The 16,172-nt window shown below is 71.8% G+C and carries 17 protein-coding genes; 1 reads left to right on the forward strand and 16 read right to left on the reverse strand.

Annotation, left to right across the window (positions count from 1 at the left end; genetic code table 11):
• Positions 1-31 precede the first annotated feature (31 nt).
• Together rnt and pyrC are read right to left on the reverse strand one after the other, a co-directional pair.
• Positions 32-694, reverse strand: a complete 663-nt coding sequence (rnt, locus tag ACEZHJ_RS08360) for a ribonuclease T (protein WP_018719284.1) — start codon at positions 692-694, stop codon at positions 32-34.
• Between the two features lie 121 nt (positions 695-815).
• Complete coding sequence (gene pyrC, locus ACEZHJ_RS08365) at positions 816-1,865, reverse strand: dihydroorotase (RefSeq protein WP_375036430.1); 1,050 nt, start codon at positions 1,863-1,865, stop codon at positions 816-818.
• A 98-nt stretch (positions 1,866-1,963) separates the two neighbouring features.
• Here pyrC and ACEZHJ_RS08370 point away from each other — a divergent pair, with 98 nt between their 5' ends.
• Positions 1,964-3,262 carry an argininosuccinate synthase gene (locus tag ACEZHJ_RS08370; RefSeq protein ID WP_163139857.1) on the forward strand — a complete coding sequence of 433 codons (1,299 nt, stop codon included), beginning with the start codon at positions 1,964-1,966 and terminating at the stop codon, positions 3,260-3,262.
• Positions 3,263-3,323: 61 nt separating this feature from the next.
• Here the strand turns inward: ACEZHJ_RS08370 and ACEZHJ_RS08375 are convergent, their stop codons facing one another.
• The 14 genes from ACEZHJ_RS08375 to ACEZHJ_RS08440 form a co-directional block, all read right to left on the reverse strand.
• Entirely contained in the window at positions 3,324-4,973 is a 1,650-nt protein-coding gene (locus ACEZHJ_RS08375) for a methyl-accepting chemotaxis protein (RefSeq protein ID WP_375036431.1), read from the reverse strand.
• 172 nt (positions 4,974-5,145) lie between these two features.
• Positions 5,146-5,664 (reverse strand): DUF2478 domain-containing protein, encoded by a 519-nt coding sequence (locus ACEZHJ_RS08380; protein WP_375036432.1) that lies wholly within the window; start codon positions 5,662-5,664, stop codon positions 5,146-5,148.
• 73 nt (positions 5,665-5,737) lie between these two features.
• On the reverse strand, positions 5,738-6,184 hold the full coding sequence (locus tag ACEZHJ_RS08385; protein WP_018719289.1) for a DUF1841 family protein: 447 nt from the start codon (positions 6,182-6,184) through the stop codon (positions 5,738-5,740).
• Positions 6,185-6,221: 37 nt separating this feature from the next.
• A complete protein-coding gene (gene nth, locus ACEZHJ_RS08390) occupies positions 6,222-6,866 on the reverse strand; it encodes an endonuclease III (RefSeq protein WP_163142886.1) in 645 nt (214 codons plus the stop codon).
• A complete protein-coding gene (locus ACEZHJ_RS08395) occupies positions 6,863-7,555 on the reverse strand; it encodes an electron transport complex subunit E (RefSeq protein ID WP_018719291.1) in 693 nt (230 codons plus the stop codon). The genes nth and ACEZHJ_RS08395 overlap by 4 nt, the downstream gene beginning before the upstream one ends.
• Positions 7,556-7,563: 8 nt before the next feature.
• Entirely contained in the window at positions 7,564-8,193 is a 630-nt protein-coding gene (gene rsxG / locus ACEZHJ_RS08400) for an electron transport complex subunit RsxG (protein WP_240466337.1), read from the reverse strand.
• Positions 8,186-9,214 carry an RnfABCDGE type electron transport complex subunit D gene (locus ACEZHJ_RS08405; RefSeq protein ID WP_018719293.1) on the reverse strand — a complete coding sequence of 343 codons (1,029 nt, stop codon included), beginning with the start codon at positions 9,212-9,214 and terminating at the stop codon, positions 8,186-8,188. Before ACEZHJ_RS08405 ends, rsxG begins: the two co-directional genes overlap by 8 nt.
• On the reverse strand, positions 9,211-10,740 hold the full coding sequence (gene rsxC / locus ACEZHJ_RS08410; RefSeq protein WP_375036433.1) for an electron transport complex subunit RsxC: 1,530 nt from the start codon (positions 10,738-10,740) through the stop codon (positions 9,211-9,213). Before rsxC ends, ACEZHJ_RS08405 begins: the two co-directional genes overlap by 4 nt.
• Positions 10,737-11,291 carry an electron transport complex subunit RsxB gene (rsxB, locus tag ACEZHJ_RS08415; protein WP_163144273.1) on the reverse strand — a complete coding sequence of 185 codons (555 nt, stop codon included), beginning with the start codon at positions 11,289-11,291 and terminating at the stop codon, positions 10,737-10,739. Before rsxB ends, rsxC begins: the two co-directional genes overlap by 4 nt.
• Entirely contained in the window at positions 11,288-11,875 is a 588-nt protein-coding gene (rsxA, locus tag ACEZHJ_RS08420; RefSeq protein WP_259201446.1) for an electron transport complex subunit RsxA, read from the reverse strand. The genes rsxB and rsxA overlap by 4 nt, the downstream gene beginning before the upstream one ends.
• Positions 11,876-11,891: 16 nt before the next feature.
• On the reverse strand, positions 11,892-13,916 hold the full coding sequence (metG, locus tag ACEZHJ_RS08425; RefSeq protein ID WP_374759151.1) for a methionine--tRNA ligase: 2,025 nt from the start codon (positions 13,914-13,916) through the stop codon (positions 11,892-11,894).
• Between the two features lie 300 nt (positions 13,917-14,216).
• Positions 14,217-15,020 (reverse strand): alpha/beta fold hydrolase, encoded by an 804-nt coding sequence (locus ACEZHJ_RS08430; protein ID WP_018719298.1) that lies wholly within the window; start codon positions 15,018-15,020, stop codon positions 14,217-14,219.
• A 6-nt stretch (positions 15,021-15,026) separates the two neighbouring features.
• Positions 15,027-15,671: a glutathione S-transferase family protein gene (locus ACEZHJ_RS08435; protein WP_018719299.1), complete on the reverse strand. Its 645-nt coding sequence runs from the start codon at positions 15,669-15,671 to the stop codon at positions 15,027-15,029.
• A complete protein-coding gene (locus tag ACEZHJ_RS08440; protein WP_018719300.1) occupies positions 15,668-16,120 on the reverse strand; it encodes a PaaI family thioesterase in 453 nt (150 codons plus the stop codon). The genes ACEZHJ_RS08435 and ACEZHJ_RS08440 overlap by 4 nt, the downstream gene beginning before the upstream one ends.
• Between the last annotated feature and the right edge of the window lie 52 nt (positions 16,121-16,172).

Here is a 16,172-nt window from a genome sequence, read left to right on the forward strand (position 1 = left end):
GTCGCACCGGGACGATCGCCATGCTGCCGTGTCAGCGCCGGGCGAGGACGGCGTAGTCCGGGAAGCCGTTGAGCTCGTCCCAGCGATTGACGATGGTGCAGAACAGCTCCGCGGTCTTCTCGGCGTCGTAGATCGCCGAGTGGGCCTCGCGCCCGTCCCAGTCCTCGCCGGAGGCCTTCACGGCGCGGGCGAGCACGGTCTGGCCGAAGGCCAGACCGGCGAGGGTCGCGGTGTCGAAGCAGGAGAACGGATGGAAGGGGTTGCGCTTGACGTCCACGCGCTTGACCGCGGCGTTGAGGAAGCCGAGGTCGAACCAGGCGTTGTGCCCCACCAGCACGGCGCGGGTACAGCCGGTCTCGCGGATCTCCTGGCGCACCGGACGGAAGATCTGGCGCAACGCCTCGTCCTCCGGTTTGGCCATGCGCAGCGGATGATCCGGGTCGATGCCGTTGAACTCCAGCGACTTGGGGTCGAGATTCGCGCCCTCGAAGGGTTCGACGTGGGTGGTGTGGGTCTCCGCTGGGTAGAGACGGCCGTCTTCACCCGCGCGCACGATCACCGCGGCGATCTGGAGCACGGCGTCCGTGGCCGCGTTGAGGCCGCCCGTCTCGATGTCCACGACCACGGGCAGAAAGGATCGGAATCGGTTGGCGATGGGGCGGTCACCCTCGCCGGGGAAGTCGGGCTCGTTCACGCTCGCGGCTCACTCCAGTCACTGTGGCAGTTCGGCAGCCCGCGCGCGGACCGCCGGTGCGGGGAACATCATACACGGCCGGCGGCACCGCCCGCAGGCGTCGTCCGTCGCCGTTCCGTGGCTACCCGGCGTCGTCTGCGTCCTCGACCCGCCAGGCCACCGTGGCACCGGCGCGCAGCGGCACGATCTCCCCGCCCGCCAGCGGCAGCGTCGCCGGCACCGGCGTGTCCTCGCGCACCAGGCGGATGCGCGAATCGTTGCGCGGCAGGCCGTAGAAGTCGGCGCCGTGGTGGCTGGCGAAGCCCTCGAGCCGGTCCAGCGCGCCGGCCGCCTCGAAGGCCTCGGCGTACAGCGCCATCGCGAACGGGGCGCTGTAGACGCCGGCGCAGCCGCACGCGTTCTCCTTGGCGGTACGCGGGTGCGGGGCGGAGTCCGTGCCCAGGAAGAAGCGCGGGTCCCCGGAGGTGGCCGCCTCCAGCAGCGCCTCCCGGTCGCGTTCGCGCTTGAGGATGGGCAGACAGTAATGGTGCGGGCGGATGCCGCCGACGAGCAGGTCGTTGCGGTTGAGCAGCAGGTGGTGCGCCGTGAGTGTGGCGCCCAGTCGGTCCGGGCCCTGGCGGACGAACTCGATCCCGGCGGCGGTGGTGACGTGTTCCAGCACCACCCGCAGCTGCGGGTGGCGCCCGATCAGCGGTGCCAGGCGTTCCCCGAGAAAGGCCCGCTCGCGGTCGAAGATGTCCACCCCGGGGGTGGTGACCTCGCCGTGGACGAGCAGCGGCAGGCCCGCCTCGGCCATGGCGGCCAGGGCGTCGTCGCAGCGGTCGAGGTCGGTGACGCCGGAGTCCGAGTTGGTGGTGGCGCCCGCCGGGTAGAGCTTGACCGCGTGCACGATGCCGCTCGCCGCGGCGGCCTCGATGTCCGCCGGCGTGGTGTTGTCGGTGAGATAGAGCGTCATCAGTGGCGTGAAGCCGGAGCCCGGCGGTATATGGCGCAGGATGCGCTCGCGGTAGGCCGCGGCCTTGCCTGCGCCGGTCACCGGCGGTGTCAGGTTGGGCATGATGATGGCGCGGCCGAACTGCCGTGCCGAGGCCGGGACGACATCGGCGAGCACGTTGCCGTCGCGCAGGTGCAGGTGCCAGTCGTCGGGGCGGGTGAGGGTGATCGTCTCCAAGGTCAGCTCCGTCGGGCTCGCTGAGAGGCGGCAGTGCGAATGGCCGTATCAGTATACAGACACGCGGGCGGTTGATTTGTCCCGGCGCGCGTTCGATCATGTCCGGTTTACGGTGCGGACGCGCGCGAGCGGGATGCGCGCACGGCCGATTCAGGTTCAGCGATTCTAGGGACGACTGCGCGATGAGTGACGTGAAAAAGGTCGTGCTCGCCTACTCCGGCGGGCTGGACACCTCCGTGATCCTGCAATGGCTGCGGGATACCTACAACTGCGAGGTGGTGACGTTCACCGCCGATCTCGGCCAGGGTGAGGAGCTCGAGCCCGCCCGCGAGAAGGCCGAGCGCTTCGGTGTCAACGAGATCTATATCGACGACCTGCGCGAGGAGTTCGTCCGCGACTTCGTCTTCCCCATGTTCCGCGCCAATGCGCTCTACGAGGGCGAGTACCTGCTCGGCACCTCCATCGCGCGCCCGCTCATCGCCAAGCGCCAGATCGAGATCGCCCGCGAGACCGGCGCGGACGCTGTCTGCCACGGCGCCACCGGCAAGGGCAACGACCAGGTGCGCTTCGAGCTCGGCTATTACGGCCTGGAGCCCGGAATCAAGGTGATCGCGCCCTGGCGCGAGTGGGACCTCAATTCCCGCGAGCGGCTGCTGGCGTACGCCGAAAGCCACGGCATCCCGATCGAGGGCAAGACCGAGGACGGCGGCTCGCCGTACTCCATGGACGCGAACCTGCTGCACATCTCCTATGAGGGTGGCGTGCTGGAGGACCCGTGGACGCCGAGCGAGGAGTCCATGTGGCGCTGGAGCGTCGCCCCGGAGCGCGCCCCGGACGAGGGTATGGAGCTGGACATCACCTTCGAGAACGGTGATCCGGTGGCCATCGACGACGAGCGCCTGAGTCCGGCGGAGCTGCTCTCGCGGCTGAACAAGCTCGGCGGCATGAACGGTGTCGGCCGCATCGACATCGTCGAGAACCGCTACGTCGGCATGAAGTCCCGGGGCTGCTATGAGACCCCCGGCGGCACCATCCTGCTGCGCGCCCACCGCGCGATCGAGTCGATCACTCTCGACCGCGAGTCCGCGCACCTCAAGGACGAGATCATGCCGAAGTACGCCGAGGCCATCTATAACGGCTACTGGTGGAGCCCGGAGCGCCGCGCCATGCAGGCGCTGATCGATGAGACCCAGCGTACCGTCAACGGCGTCGTGCGGATCCGCCTCTACAAGGGCAACGTCATCGTGGTGGGCCGCCAGTCGGAGACCGACAGTCTCTTCGACGGCAGTATCGCCACCTTCGAGGACGACGCGGGCGCCTACGACCAGAAGGACGCGGAGGGCTTCATCAAGCTTAACGCCCTGCGCCTGCGGGTGGCCGCCAAGCGCCGCGACTGAGGTCGGCACCGCCCGCCGGATGGCGGGCGGGTCCTTCCGCCACGGCCGCGGGATACCGCGCCTAGAATTGTAGCTTCGCGAGCTCGTCGGCCAGCTCCGAGACCAGTCCCCGCTGGCGTCGTGCCGCCTCCCGGATCCGCTCGACACCCTCGCGGGTCTCGCCGGCGACGTCCCGGATGCGCACCACCCCGCGATTGATCTCCTCCGCGGTGGACGCCTGCTCTTCGGCGGCGCTGGCGATCTGGGTGTCCATGTCACTGATGGTGTCCACCGAGCGGGTTATGGCGTTGAGGCTCTCGCCGGCCTCGGCGGAGCGGTTCACGGCGTTGTCCGCCTGGTTGCTGCTCTCGCCCATGCGCGCGGTGGCCTCGCGGGCGCCGCACTGGAAGCGCTCGGTGATGGTGCGTATGTGCTCGGTGGATTCCTGGGTGCTCGCCGACAGCCGCCGGACCTCCTCGGCGACTACCGCGAATCCCCGGCCCTGATCGCCGGCCCGGGCCGCCTCGATGGCGGCATTGAGTGCCAGCAGGTTGGTCTGCTCGGCGATGCCGTTGATGGCCTCGAGCACGCCGGCGATGTCGTCGGACTCGCTGGCGAGCCGTTCCACGGCGCTGCGCGTGTGCGCCAGCTCCCCGGCAAGGGCCTGGATGGCGTCCACCGTCGATTCCACCACCCGGCGGCCGTTGCTGGTCTCGCGGCTCGCCTCGGCGGCCGCGTCGGCTGCGGTTGCGGTGTTGTGGGCAACCTCCTGAACGGTGGCGACCATCTCGTTCATCGCCGTGGCGAGCTGCTCGGCATCCGCCTCCTGGGCGGCCATGCCGTTGCCGGCGGCGTCCGTGACCTCGTTGAGGGTGGCGGCGGAACGCTCGAGCTCGTCGCGCACGCCGGCCGCCTTCTGCAGGGCGCCGCGACAGGTGTCGGTGAGGGCGTTGACACTGCGCGCCAGCGCCGTGAACTCGTCGCCGCCGCGGGTATCCAGCCGCGGCGTGAGATCGACGGTCTCGCCGGTCATGGACCGGATGCCCGCCACCGCGCGGTCGAGGGGACGCACGATGCTGCCGATGGCGATGGCCACGACGCCGGCGAGCAGTGCCAGAACGAGCCCGACCTGCCACGCCAGGTCCAGCGCAAGGGCCGTGACGGCACCGTCGACGCGGTCCAGGTACACCCCGGAGCCCACCACCCAGCCCCAGGGCTGGTAGAGACGTACGTAGGAGACCTTCTCCACCGGCTGGTCGCTGCCGGGCATGGGCCAGCGGTAGGTCACGAAGCCGGCACCGGCGGTCTGGGCGGTGTCGACGAAGGCCTTGAAGATGTGTTTGCCGCCCGCGTCGGTGAGGGCCGACATGTCGCGCCCTTCGAGCGATGGCCTGGCCGGGTGGACGACGACCCGCGCGTCGAGGTCGTTGATCCAGATGTACTCCCGGGAGCCGTCGTCATACTCGTGGTAGCGCATGTTACGCACTGCCGCGGCGGCCAGCGACTTCGCCCGGGCCTCGCTGATGCGTCCCTCCGTGGCCTGCTGGTGGTAGTGATCGATGACGCCGGTGGCCGCCTCCACCACCTGGCTGACGCCTTCCCGGCGCTCGTCAAGCGCCATCTGCCGGGCGGCCATCAGCGCGAGCAGGGCCACGGCCGCGAACCCGATCACGGCCCAAAGCAGGATCGACCAGATGCGCGTGCTCACGCGGAAATTACGGAACGCTTCCATGTCACCCCCGGGGAAACGGGATTGTCGTTGTGGCCGCCGATCGGTCCCCTTCGGCTTCAGGCCGTCTCCCGGTGTCTCCCTGTGGCGGCATCCGGACGGCCTGGGGCGGGCCGGGCGTCCCGTTTGCGCGCGCCGGCGGTCCCGCCGGCGGGATCGCGCGGCGAGACGGCGTTCACTCGAGGGTCGCGGCCCGGCACCAGGCCGTGATCGCGGCCGGATCCGACGGCAGCTGCTCGGCGAGGCCGCCGGTAAAGCCTTCCCAGGCCTCCGATTCCGCCGGGCGTACCGAGGTGAGCAGGGGAATGCCGTCGGTGACGATGGCGAGTATTTCGTCCGCGAACCCGCGGCCCTTCGCCTCCAGCGGGCCGAAGCGGTCGATGATGATCAGCCCCGGACGTTCGGCACGGAAGCGCTGCAGCCAGGCGGCGGCGTCGGCCAGGGCGGCGGTGTCCAGACTGCAGGCCCGGGAGCCGGCCCCGAGGGCCTGGGAAATGCCGAAACCGCGGTCGCTGCCGATTACCGTCAGGCGCCGGCTCAGTGCGCCGGCGGCGTTATATCTCCGCTGCTGGACGAGGCCGCGCACGGCGACGCCCTTCGCCTGAAGGTCGTCGGCGAGGCCGGCGAAGGTGTCGGAGAGGTCCTCGTCGTCGCCGCGGCGTATCGCGGCGATGTGCACCGTGTCGTTCTGCATGGCCGCGTCCCGGAATGTTGCACTCTACCGGGCCCAGTAAAGCACGGTGCGTGCCCCCATGACTTGACCCGGGTCAGACCTGTGGACCGCGCCCCGCGGCGAGCCCCTCCAGGCAGGTCAGGTAGGCGGCCTCGTCGGGCATGCCGCCCTGGCGCTGGGCCTGCCACAGGGCCTCGGCGAGGCAGTCCATCATGCGGTGCTCCGCGGCCATGCGCTCGCCGTGGGCGCGGGTCAGCGTCTCGTGGATGCGCCGTATCCCCGGTGGGCGGTCGTTCGCCACCTGCTCGCGCAGGGCGATGTGCAGGCCCATGTGCAGGAAGGGATTGGTCTCGCCGTCCTCGGGCAGGTACTCCCGGCCGAGGGCGCGTTCGCCGTCGGCGAGCACGCCGTGGTATTCCGGGTGCTCGGCGACGACCTCCGCGACCAGCCGTTCCATGGGGTCCATGGGCTCGCCGTCCTGTGCCTTGCGCCAGCTCTCCAGGTAGAAACGGCGCATCTGGTTGCGGTCCTGACCCAGCATGAATGCACTCTCCCGGGTGGTGTGTCGGTGGTGGCGGTCACTCGCCGGCGTAATCGGTCTTGTCGTCGAACTCGCAGAGGTCGTGGATCACGCAGGCCCCGCAGCGCGGGCGGCGCGCCGTGCACACGTAGCGCCCGTGGAGGATGAGCCAGTGATGGGCGTCGCGAAGGAACGCCTTCGGCGTCCAGCGCGTCAGCCGGTCCTCCACCTCGCGCACGGTGCGGCCCGGCGCCAGCCCGGTGCGGTTGGCGACGCGGAAGATGTGCGTGTCCACGGCGATGGTGGGCTCGCCGAAGGCGGTGTTGAGGATCACGTTGGCGGTCTTGCGCCCGACCCCGGGCAGCGCCTCCAGTGCCCGGCGCTCCCGCGGGACCTCGCCGCCGTGCTCCTCGATGAGGATGCGGCAGGTGGCGATGATGTTCCGCGCCTTGGCGTTGTAGAGCCCGATGGAGTTGATGTAGCCCTTCAGCCCCTCCTCGCCGAGGGTGAGGATCGCCTGCGGTGTGTTTGCCGCCGGGAACAGCTGCGCGGTTGCCCTGTTCACGCCGCGGTCGGTGGCCTGGGCGGAGAGGATCACCGCCACCAGCAGCTCGAAGGGCGTGGTGTAGTTGAGCTCGGTGGTCGGCGCCGGGTTCTCCGCCGCCAGCCGCCGGAATATCCCGGCACGGCGCTCGCGGTTCATGCGGCCGCCTCCCCGCCGGCCGGGGCGCCGGCGCGGGCGTGCCGGCGGCGGCGCTGGCGCGCGTCGATGGCGTTGCGCCCGGCGAGCAGCAGCCCCAGGCCGATGAAGGCGCCCGGGGGCAGGGCGGCGAGAAGGAAGCCGTCGTAGCCCGGCAGCACCGCGATCTCCCAGCCGCGGGCCCAGTCGCCGAGGATCAGGTGCGCGTTGTGGAACAGCGTGCCCCGGCCGAGTACCTCGCGGCCGGCGCCGAGGACGACGAGCACCGCGGTGAAGCCGGCGCCGGTGGCGAGCCCGTCCAGCGCCGCCGGCCCGGCCGGGTGACGGGAGGCGAAGGCCTCGGCCCGGCCGAGGATCGCGCAGTTGGTCACGATCAGCGGGATGAAGATGCCGAGGATGCCGTAGAGGGCGTGGAAATAGGCGTTCATGAGCATGCCGATGACGGTCACGAACGTCGCGATCACCAGCACGTACACCGGGATGCGGACCTCCGCGGGGACCTGGCGGCGCAGCAGCGAGACCGTGGTGTTGGAGGCGAGCAGGGTAAGCGTCGTGGCGAGGCCCAGGCCCAGGGCGTTGACCACGGTCGCGCTCACCGCCAGCAGCGGGCACAGGCCGAGGAGCTGGACCAGGCCGGCGTTGTTGTGCCACAGCCCGTCCGCGAGGATGCGTTGCGCGCCGGGGGTTGCCATGGTCGTCGTCATCCGTCCGTCGTGAGGAGTCGCTCGCGATGCGCGCGGAAGTATACCAGTGCCCGCCGCACCGCGCCGGTCACCGCCCGCGAGGTGATGGTCGCGCCGGTGATGGCGTCGAAGGCGCCGCCGTCGGCGGCCACCCGCCAGGCCTCCGCCGGCGGGGCGCCGAGGCGCCGGCCGTGGAACTGGCGGATCCAGTCGGAGCGGTCCGCCTCGATGGCGTCGCCGAGCCCGGGGGTCTCCTGGTGGGCGATCACCCGCACCCCGGTGATGCCGCCGTCGCGCTGCACGCCGGCCAGCAGCCGGATCGCGCCGCCGTAGCCGTCCGGGGCGACGGCGGTGAAGACCACGGCGATGACCTTGCCGTCGCGCACCGCACGATAGACCGGCAGGGCGTCGCGGCTGCCCAGCGCCGCCGGCGCCCGCACCTGCAGCGGCGCCTGCGCCGGGGAGCGGTCGAAGGGCCCGGGCGGCAGCACCGCGGTGAGGCGCTCGCGCACCGCGCTCTCGCGGTTGGCGGCGATCGCCGGGGCCGTGTCCCGGTGGGTGAGGGCCACCAGCGCCGCCCCCACCAGCGCGCAGGCGGTGAGCACGGCGGCGGCGATGACCGTCCCGCGGGCGGTGCCCTCAGTCATGGCCGCCCCCGCGGGGGTGGCCATAGATCCGCGGCGGGGTGTAGCGGTCGATCAGCGGTACGGCCATGTTCATCAGCAGCACCGCGAAGGCGATCGCGTCGGGGTAGCCGCCCCAGGTCCGGATCAGCCAGGTCAGCACGCCGATGCCGGCACCGAAGATCAGCCGGCCCCGGGGGGTAGTCGCCGCGGATACCGGGTCGGTGGCGATGAAGAAGGCACCGAGCATGGTCGCGCCGCTGGCCCAGTGGAACCACAGCCCCGGGTGGAGGCTGGGGTCGATGGCCCAGAGGAAGGCCGCGGGCACGCCGATGCCGGCGAGCACGCCGGCGGGGATGCGCCAGTCGGCGGTGCGCGTCGCCACCAGCACGGCGCCGCCGGCGAGGTACAGGCCGTTGATCGCCGCCCAGCCCCGTCCGCCGAGTGCGCCCCACAGCGGTCCCTGGCGGATCTCCGGGAGGGTCAGGGCCTGACCGAGCTGGGTGCGCACGGCGTCCAGCGGCGTCGCCGCGGTCACCGCGTCCACCCCGCCGCCGAAGATGGCGTGGGCGGCGGCGATCGGTCCGGGTGCCCCGCCGGCGAGCCCCGCCGGTGCCGGCCACTGGCTCATCAGCCGGGGGAAGGCCACCAGCAGCACCACGTAGCCCACCATCGCCGGATTGAACGGGTTGTGGCCGAGGCCGCCGTACAGGTGTTTGGCGAACACCAGCCCGAAGGCGGTGCCCAGCACGGCCATCCACCAGGGCGCCAGTCCCGGCAGGCTCACCGCCAGGAGCACGGCGGTGACCACCGCCGACCAGTCGCGCAGGAACAGCGCCAGCGGCCGGCCGCGCAGGTGGAGCATGGCGGCCTCGGTGGCCACCGCGGTGGCCGTGGCCAGGCCGATCTGCCAGAGCACGCCGGCGCCGAAGAACCACAGCTGGCCGAGCACGCCGGGTACCAGCGCGTAGAGGACCAGGCGCATGGTGCCGCCGACGGTACGCGGCGGGCGCAGGTGCGGGGAGACGGCCTGGCGCAGGGTCATGGGCGTCCCCCGTCGTCGCCGTCGGATTCCGTCGTTCCGCGGCGGCGGCGCCGTTTCTCCAGCGCGGCCGCGACCGCGGCCTTGCGGGCGTCGCCGCCGCTGCGCGCCTGTGCCTTCTTCTGCTCGCGGCGCTGGCGGCGCTCCTCCGCCTCGCGGGCGAGCCGTGCCTGGCGGGCCTCGTAGCGCTCGCGGGCGCGCTCGGCGATGGTCCGGGCCTGGCGGGCGTCCGCCATCTCCGCCTTGCCGTGGCGGAAGTACTGGATCAGCGGGATGTGGCTGGGGCAGACGTAGGCGCAGGCGCCGCACTCGATGCAGTCGCCGAGACCGAGTGCCGCCAGCGTGTCCACCTCGCCGCCGCGTGCGTGCCAGTAGAGCTGCTGGGGCTGGAGCGAGGCGGGGCAGGCGTCAGCGCAGGCGCCGCATCGGATGCACGGCAGCGCCGGCTGCGGTGGCGGGCACAGCGCGGTGGTGGCGGCGAGGATGCAGTTGGTGGCGGCCACGACGGGCACCGCCGGGTCGGCGACGGTGAAGCCCATCATCGGCCCGCCCATGATCAGCCGGTCGAGGCCCGGCGTCGCCCCGCCGGCCGCAGCGAGGAGGTCGGAGAACGGTGCGCCCAGGGGGGCGAGCATCACCCGCGGGTCGGCGACCGCGTCGCCGGTGACGGTGACGTGGCGGTGGGTGAGCGGCCGGCCCTCGATCGCCGCCCGGTGGACGGCCTCGGCGGTGCCCACGTTCTGGCAGAGGATGCCGAGCGTGGTGGGCAGGTCGCCGGCGGGGACCTCCTCGCCGGTGAGCGCCTGGACCAGCTGGCGCTCACCCCCGGCCGGGTAGCGGGCCGGGACGGTGATCACCTCGATTGCGTCGTCCGCCGCGGCGGTCACGGCCTCGAGGGCCGCCTCCGCGTCCGCCTCCAGGGCCACGACGATGCGCCCGGCACCGACGGCCCGGGCCAGCAGCCGGCCGCCGGAGAGCACGGCCGCGGCGCGGGTGCGCATGAGCATGTCGTCGCAGCTGATCCAGGGCTCGCACTCCGCGCCGTTGAGGACCAGCGTGTGCACCCGCCCGGCGGCGTCCGCGAGCTTCGCGGCGGTGGGGAAGCCCGCGCCGCCGAGGCCGGTGATGCCCGCGGCGTGGATGCGCGCGCGCAGCGCCGCCGGGTCGGCGCCGGCGTCCAGCGCGGGCCACGGCGGCTCGGCCGCCGCGTCGGGGTCCGTCTCCAGGACCAGGCTCGTTACGGCCAGGTTCGAGGGGTGGGGGGCAGGATGCGCGGTAATGGCCGCGACCCGTCCGCCCGCCGGGGCGTGCAGCGGTGGCACGGCCGGGTCCTCGCCCTCGGCCACGCACTGGCCGGCACGTACGCGCTCGCCCTCGCTCACGCAGGGCTGCGCGGGGGCGCCGAGGGCCGCGCCCAGCGGGAGGATCAGGCGCCCGGGCAGCGGCACCGCGGTGACCGGGTGGCGGGTGGAGATCGCGCGGTTGGGTTCGAGCGTCAGCCCGCCCGGGAAGCGGTGGGGGGCGTTCACGGCCGCCCCGGCTCCGCCGGCAGCGGCCAGCGCCAGGCGCGCACGCCGGTCTCCCGCGGCGCCATGTGGATGCAGTCCACCGGACAGGGTTCGATGCAGAGCTCGCAGCCGGTGCACTCGTCGCGGATGACGGTGTGCATGTGCTGAGGCGCGCCGACGATGGCGTCCACCGGGCAGGCCTGGATGCACTTGGTGCAGCCGATGCACACGGACTCGTCGATCCAGGCGACCGTGGCCTCGGTCTTGGCCTCGCCGTTGTCCGGGTTCAGCGGCTTGGGCTCGCGGCCGAGGAGCTCGGCGAGGGCCTGCACGCCGGCCTCGCCGCCGGGTGGGCACTGGTTGATATCCGCCTCGCCGCTGGCGACGGCCTCGGCGTAGGGCCGGCAGCCGGGGTAGCCGCACTGGGCGCACTGGGTCTGGGGCAGGACCGCGTCGATGCGCTCGACCAGCGGGTCGTCGTCGTCACGCAGCCGCCGCGCGCTGAAGCCGAGCAGCGCGCCAAAGGCGAGGCCGAGGCCGCCGAGCACGAGCAGCGCCGCCCACATGGTCAGCCCCCCGCGGTGACCAGGCCGCTGAAGCCCATGAACGCCAGCGACATCAGCCCGGCGGTGACCAGCGCGATGGCACCGCCGCGGAACGGCGCGGGCACGTCCGCGCCGTCCAGGCGCTCGCGCAGCCCGGCGAAGAGCACCAGCACCAGCGAGAAGCCCATCGCCGCGCCGAAGCCGTACAGCGCCGAGGCAACCAGGTCGTGGGCCTGCTGGACGTTGAGCAGGGCGACGCCGAGCACGGCGCAGTTGGTGGTGATCAGCGGCAGGAAGATCCCGAGCACCTGGTGGAGCACCGGGCTGGTGTGGCGCACCACCATCTCGGTGAACTGCACCACCGCGGCGATCACCAGGATGAAGGCGATTATGCGCAGGTACCCCAGCCCGAGCGGGGCCAGCAGGTAGGTGCCCACGAGGTAGCTCGCCACCGAGGAGAGCGTGAGCACGAAGCTCGTCGCGAGCGCCATGCCGATGGCCGCGTCCAGGCTGCGCGACACCCCCATGAAGGGGCACAGCCCCAGGAACTTCACCAGCACGAAGTTGTTCACCAGCACGGTGGACACCAGGATGAGGGCGAGCTCCGTCATGGGCGCGCTCCGCGGCCTACTTCACGCGCATCCCCGCACGGGCGCCGCTGTCCGGCGAGAGCAGCCACAGCTCCTCGCCGCCCGGGCCCGCGGCGAGGACCATGCCCTCGGAGACGCCGAAACGCATCTTCCGGGGCTTGAGGTTCGCCACCATCACGGTGAGCCGGCCGATGAGGGTCTCCGGCCGGTAGGCGCCCTTGATCCCGGCGAAGACCGTGCGCTGCTCGCCGCCGAGGTCCAGGGTCAGGCGCAGGAGCTTGTCGGCGCCGTCCACGTGCTCGGCGTTGACGATCTCCGCGACGCGCAGGTCCACCCCGGAGAAGGTGTCGAAGTCGATCTGTTCGGCGATGGGCTCGCCCGGGGCCTGCGCCGGCGCTGGCTTGGTCTGCCCCCTGGGCGCGAGGCTCTCGCGGGATTCGTCGATCATCGCCTGGATGCGGTCGGGATCGACCCGGGTCATCAGCGGCTTGAACCGGTTGATGGTGTGCCCGAGCAGCGGCTGGCGCGCGTCCGCCCAGCGCTGGGGCTCCAGGGCGAGGAACGCCTCCGCGTCCGCGGCCATCTTCGGCAGCACTGCCTTGAGGTAGATGGTGAGCACGCGGAAGAGGTTAATCCCCTGGGTGCAGATCGCCTGCAGCCGGGCCTCGTCCTCGCCGGACTTGGCGATGACCCAGGGCTTCTGCTCGTCGATGTACTGGTTGGCCTCGTCGGCGAGGGCCATGATCTCGCGCACCGCCCGGGAGAACTCCCGGCGCTCGTAGAGCTCGGCGATCTGCTCGCCGGCCTGGGTGAACTTGCGGAACAGCTCCGGCGCGTCGAGGGTGTCGGCGAGGCGGCCGTCGAAGCGCTTGGTGATGAAGCCCGCGCAGCGGCTGGCGATGTTCACCAGCTTGCCGACCAGGTCGGCGTTCACGCGCTGGGCGAAGTCGTCCAGGTTGAGGTCCAGGTCGTGGACGCTGCCGCCGAGCTTTGCCGCGAAGTAGTAGCGCAGGTACTCCGGGTTGAGGTGGCGGAGGTAGGTGTCCGCCATGATGAATGTGCCCCGGGACTTGGACATCTTCTGCCCGTCCACGGTGAGGAAGCCGTGGGCGGTCACCATGGTCGGCTTGCGGAACCCCGCGCCGTGGAGCATCGCCGGCCAGAACAGGGCGTGGAAGTAGAGGATGTCCTTGCCGATGAAGTGGTAGAGCTCGGCCTCGGAGTCCGCCTTCCAGAAGCTGTCGAAGTCCAGCCCGCGCCGCTCGCAGAGGTTCTGGAAGCTCGCCATGTAGCCGATCGGCGCGTCGAGCCAGACGTAGAAGTACTTGCCCGGCGCGTCCGGGATCTCGAAGCCGAAGTAGGGCTCGTCCCGGGAGATGTCCCAGGCGCGCAGGCCCTCGTCGAACCACTCCTGGAGCTTGTTGGCCATCTCCTCCTGGAGCCGGCCGGCGGAGGCCCACTCCCGGAGCATTTCCTCGAAGTCCTGCAGCCGGAAGAAGTAGTGCTCGGACTCGCGCTCCACCGGGCGCTCGCCGGAGATCACCGAGACCGGATCGCGCAGCTCGTCCGGCGAGTAGCTCGCCCCGCAGACCTCGCAGTTGTCGCCATACTGGTCCTCGGCACCGCAGCGCGGGCAGGTGCCCTTGATGTAGCGGTCCGGCAGGAACATCCCCTCCTTGGGGTCGTAGGCCTGGGTGATGGTCTGGCGCTCGATGTGGCCGGCGTCGCGCAGCCGGGTGTAGATCAGCTCGGAGAACTGGCGGTTCTCCTCGCTGTGGGTCGAATAGTAGTTGTCGAAGGCTACCCCGAAGCCGGCGAAGTCCCGCTGGTGCTCCGCGCTCATGCGCTCGATCAGCGTCTCCGGCGTCACTCCCTGCTCGCGGGCCTTGAGCATGATCGGGGTGCCGTGGGCGTCGTCGGCGCAGACGTAGTAGCACTCGTTGCCCTGCAGCTTCTGGAAGCGCACCCAGATGTCGGTCTGGATGTACTCCACCAGGTGGCCGAGGTGGATCGGCCCGTTGGCGTACGGCAGGGCGCTGGTGACGAGGATCTTTCGCGTCATAGGGGGCGTGTTCGCTGACTTCGACAGGAACACCGCATTATGCCAGATGCCGCGGTGGGCATGTTACTGGACGGGAGTGCGCCGGCCATTCTCAGTGTGCAAAGCGCGCCGGTTCGACGACGGTCCAGGGCCAGCGTCGCCCCGTTCCCGAGTGCGGTGTCGCCCCGGCCGTGCATGCGTGCCCGCGACCGGCGGAGGCGTCAGCCCGGTCGGGTAGGTCGTGCGCCGTAGGCGTGCGACGTCCCCGGTGGTGACCCGGTGGGCGTTGCGAAGCCCCGTCGCACACGGCCGGCGGAGGCGTCAGCGCGGACCGGGGATATCGTGGCGGTTCAGGAACGCCTCGATCTCCGCGATCACGGTCTCGGGCGCCTCCCGGTAGGGGGTATGGCCGCAGCCGGGGAGCAAGGCCTGTTCGGCGGGGCCGCTGCAGGCCGCGGCGATGCGACGGACCTGCTCGGAGGTGCCGTACTCGTCGTCCGCTCCCTGCATCACCAGTGTGGGGGCGTGGATGCCCGCAAGGTCGGCCTCGATATTCCAGTCCCGGAAGTCCGGCGCCTGCCAGGTCTGCGTCCACGCGCGGAATATCGTCTCGGTCTTGTCCCCGTGATAGCGCGCGAGCTTCGCCGGCAGGTCGGTCTCGGCGAAGGCGCGTTCGGCGGCGGCGATGCCGGCGAGGGTGTGAGGCTCGACGAAGGCGTGGGCCGCCATGGTCACGCAGGCGCGGACCGGGTGCCGGGCCGCGTACAGCAGGGCGACGCTGCCTCCGTCGCTGTGGCTGACCAGGATGACGTCCGACAGGCCGGCGGCGTCCAGTGCCGCCGGCATCCAGTCGTGGGCCTCGTGGTGCAGGTAGGCCGGCGTGCGGGTGTAGTCGAGGGGATCGGAGCCGCCGTAGCCGAGGCGGTCCCAGGCGAAGGCGTCCAGCCCCAGCGTCTGTCCCAGGCGTGCCGGGAAGTCCCGCCAGAACTCGATGCAGCCGAGCCCCTCGTGGAGGAAGACCAGCACCGGACGCCCGGGCTGCCAGCGTCCGTCACGGCGCCAGGCTGCCGCGCGCAGGCGATGGCCGAGGACATCGAGGTGGAAGTATTCCGGCGTCGCGGCCATCGTCGCCTAGCCCTCCTGCTGCCGGCTCTCCAGGGCCGACTGCTCCCGTGCCCGGGCCCGCGCCAACGCCGGCCGGCCGAGCTGGTGCTCGGCATAGGCCGCGAGGGCGGGCTGTTCCATCGGTGCCTTCGCCGCCCGGGCCCAGGCCAGGGTGTGCGCGGCGAGGATGTCGGCGATGCTGAACCGTCCGCCCACCAGGTGGTCGCGGCCGTCCAGGGCGTCGGCGAGCAGGTCCGCTGCCATCGTGAATTCCCGGCGTGCCGTGGGGATGACGTCCGGCACCCGCAGTTTCTCCGGCAGGGCGAAGCGATGCTTGGCCATGGTCCACAGCGGCTGCTCCAGCTCCGTGGCGATGAAGAACAGCCAGCGCATCAGCTCGGTGCGCCCCTGCGGGTCCGTGGGGGCGAGCCCGGCGTCGGGGTAGGTTTCCGCCACCCACAGGCAGATCGCCGGCGACTCGGTCAGCAGCGCGTCGCCGGTACGGAGGGCCGGGAGCTTGCCCGCGGGGTTGAGCGCACGGAAGCGCTCGCCGCGGTGCTCGCCACGGCCCAGGTCGACCAGGGTGTAGTCGTACGCCGCGCCGGCCTCCTCCAGGGCCCAGACCACGCGGGTGCTGCGGCTGTTCGGGTAGCCGAACACCTCGATCGTCATCGCGTCTCCTCCGTTCCGGTGGGTACGGCCATTACCGAGAGTGTCACCGTGGCCTTGGCCACGAGTCGTTCGTCGCCCGCCGGGGCCGCGCAGTGGACCTCCGATTCGGCCACGATCAGCGTGCGTCCCGGCTTGAGCACCGTGGCCACGCAGCGCAGGGTCTCGCCCCGCGCGGCGCGCAGCAGGTTGATCTTGAACTCGGCGGTGAGCACCCGGAAACCGGGCGCGAGCAGCGTGCCGGCGGCGGCCCCGGCCGTGTGGTCCGCCATGGCGGCCTGGACACCGGCGTGGACGAATCCGTCCTGCTGCAGGTGGCGTTCGCCGAGGCGGATGCGGCTCTCGCAGCGGCCGGCGGCGATGTCCACGGCTTCCAGACCCAGGGTGCGGGCGAACGGCGCCTCATCGAAGATCCGCGCCGTCTCCTCGCGGTTGTATGTCTGCTCGTCCACGTGCCGGTCACCTCGCTGCCGTCACTGCCGGGGAGTGCAGAGCATAGCCGGA

It is taken from the genome of Arhodomonas sp. KWT2, from assembly GCF_041949875.1.
GTDB classification, from domain to species: domain Bacteria; phylum Pseudomonadota; class Gammaproteobacteria; order Nitrococcales; family Nitrococcaceae; genus Arhodomonas; species Arhodomonas aquaeolei.

Bases quoted from the DNA above. Each gene is read 5' to 3' on its own strand.
- rsxA (WP_259201446.1), bottom strand. From the start codon at position 11,875: ATGACGGAGCTCGCCCTCATCCTGGTGTCCACCGTGCTGGTGAACAAC.
- ACEZHJ_RS08380 (WP_375036432.1), bottom strand. From the start codon at position 5,664: ATGCAGAACGACACGGTGCACATCGCCGCGATACGCCGCGGCGACGAC.
- ACEZHJ_RS08435 (WP_018719299.1), bottom strand. From the start codon at position 15,671: ATGACGATCGAGGTGTTCGGCTACCCGAACAGCCGCAGCACCCGCGTG.
- ACEZHJ_RS08405 (WP_018719293.1), bottom strand. From the start codon at position 9,214: ATGACCCTGCGCCAGGCCGTCTCCCCGCACCTGCGCCCGCCGCGTACC.
- metG (WP_374759151.1), bottom strand. From the start codon at position 13,916: ATGACGCGAAAGATCCTCGTCACCAGCGCCCTGCCGTACGCCAACGGG.
- ACEZHJ_RS08370 (WP_163139857.1), top strand. From the start codon at position 1,964: ATGTCCGGTTTACGGTGCGGACGCGCGCGAGCGGGATGCGCGCACGGC.
- ACEZHJ_RS08395 (WP_018719291.1), bottom strand. From the start codon at position 7,555: ATGGCAACCCCCGGCGCGCAACGCATCCTCGCGGACGGGCTGTGGCAC.
- ACEZHJ_RS08375 (WP_375036431.1), bottom strand. From the start codon at position 4,973: ATGGAAGCGTTCCGTAATTTCCGCGTGAGCACGCGCATCTGGTCGATC.
- nth (WP_163142886.1), bottom strand. From the start codon at position 6,866: ATGAACCGCGAGCGCCGTGCCGGGATATTCCGGCGGCTGGCGGCGGAG.
- ACEZHJ_RS08385 (WP_018719289.1), bottom strand. From the start codon at position 6,184: ATGCTGGGTCAGGACCGCAACCAGATGCGCCGTTTCTACCTGGAGAGC.
- rsxG (WP_240466337.1), bottom strand. From the start codon at position 8,193: ATGACTGAGGGCACCGCCCGCGGGACGGTCATCGCCGCCGCCGTGCTC.
- ACEZHJ_RS08430 (WP_018719298.1), bottom strand. From the start codon at position 15,020: ATGGCCGCGACGCCGGAATACTTCCACCTCGATGTCCTCGGCCATCGC.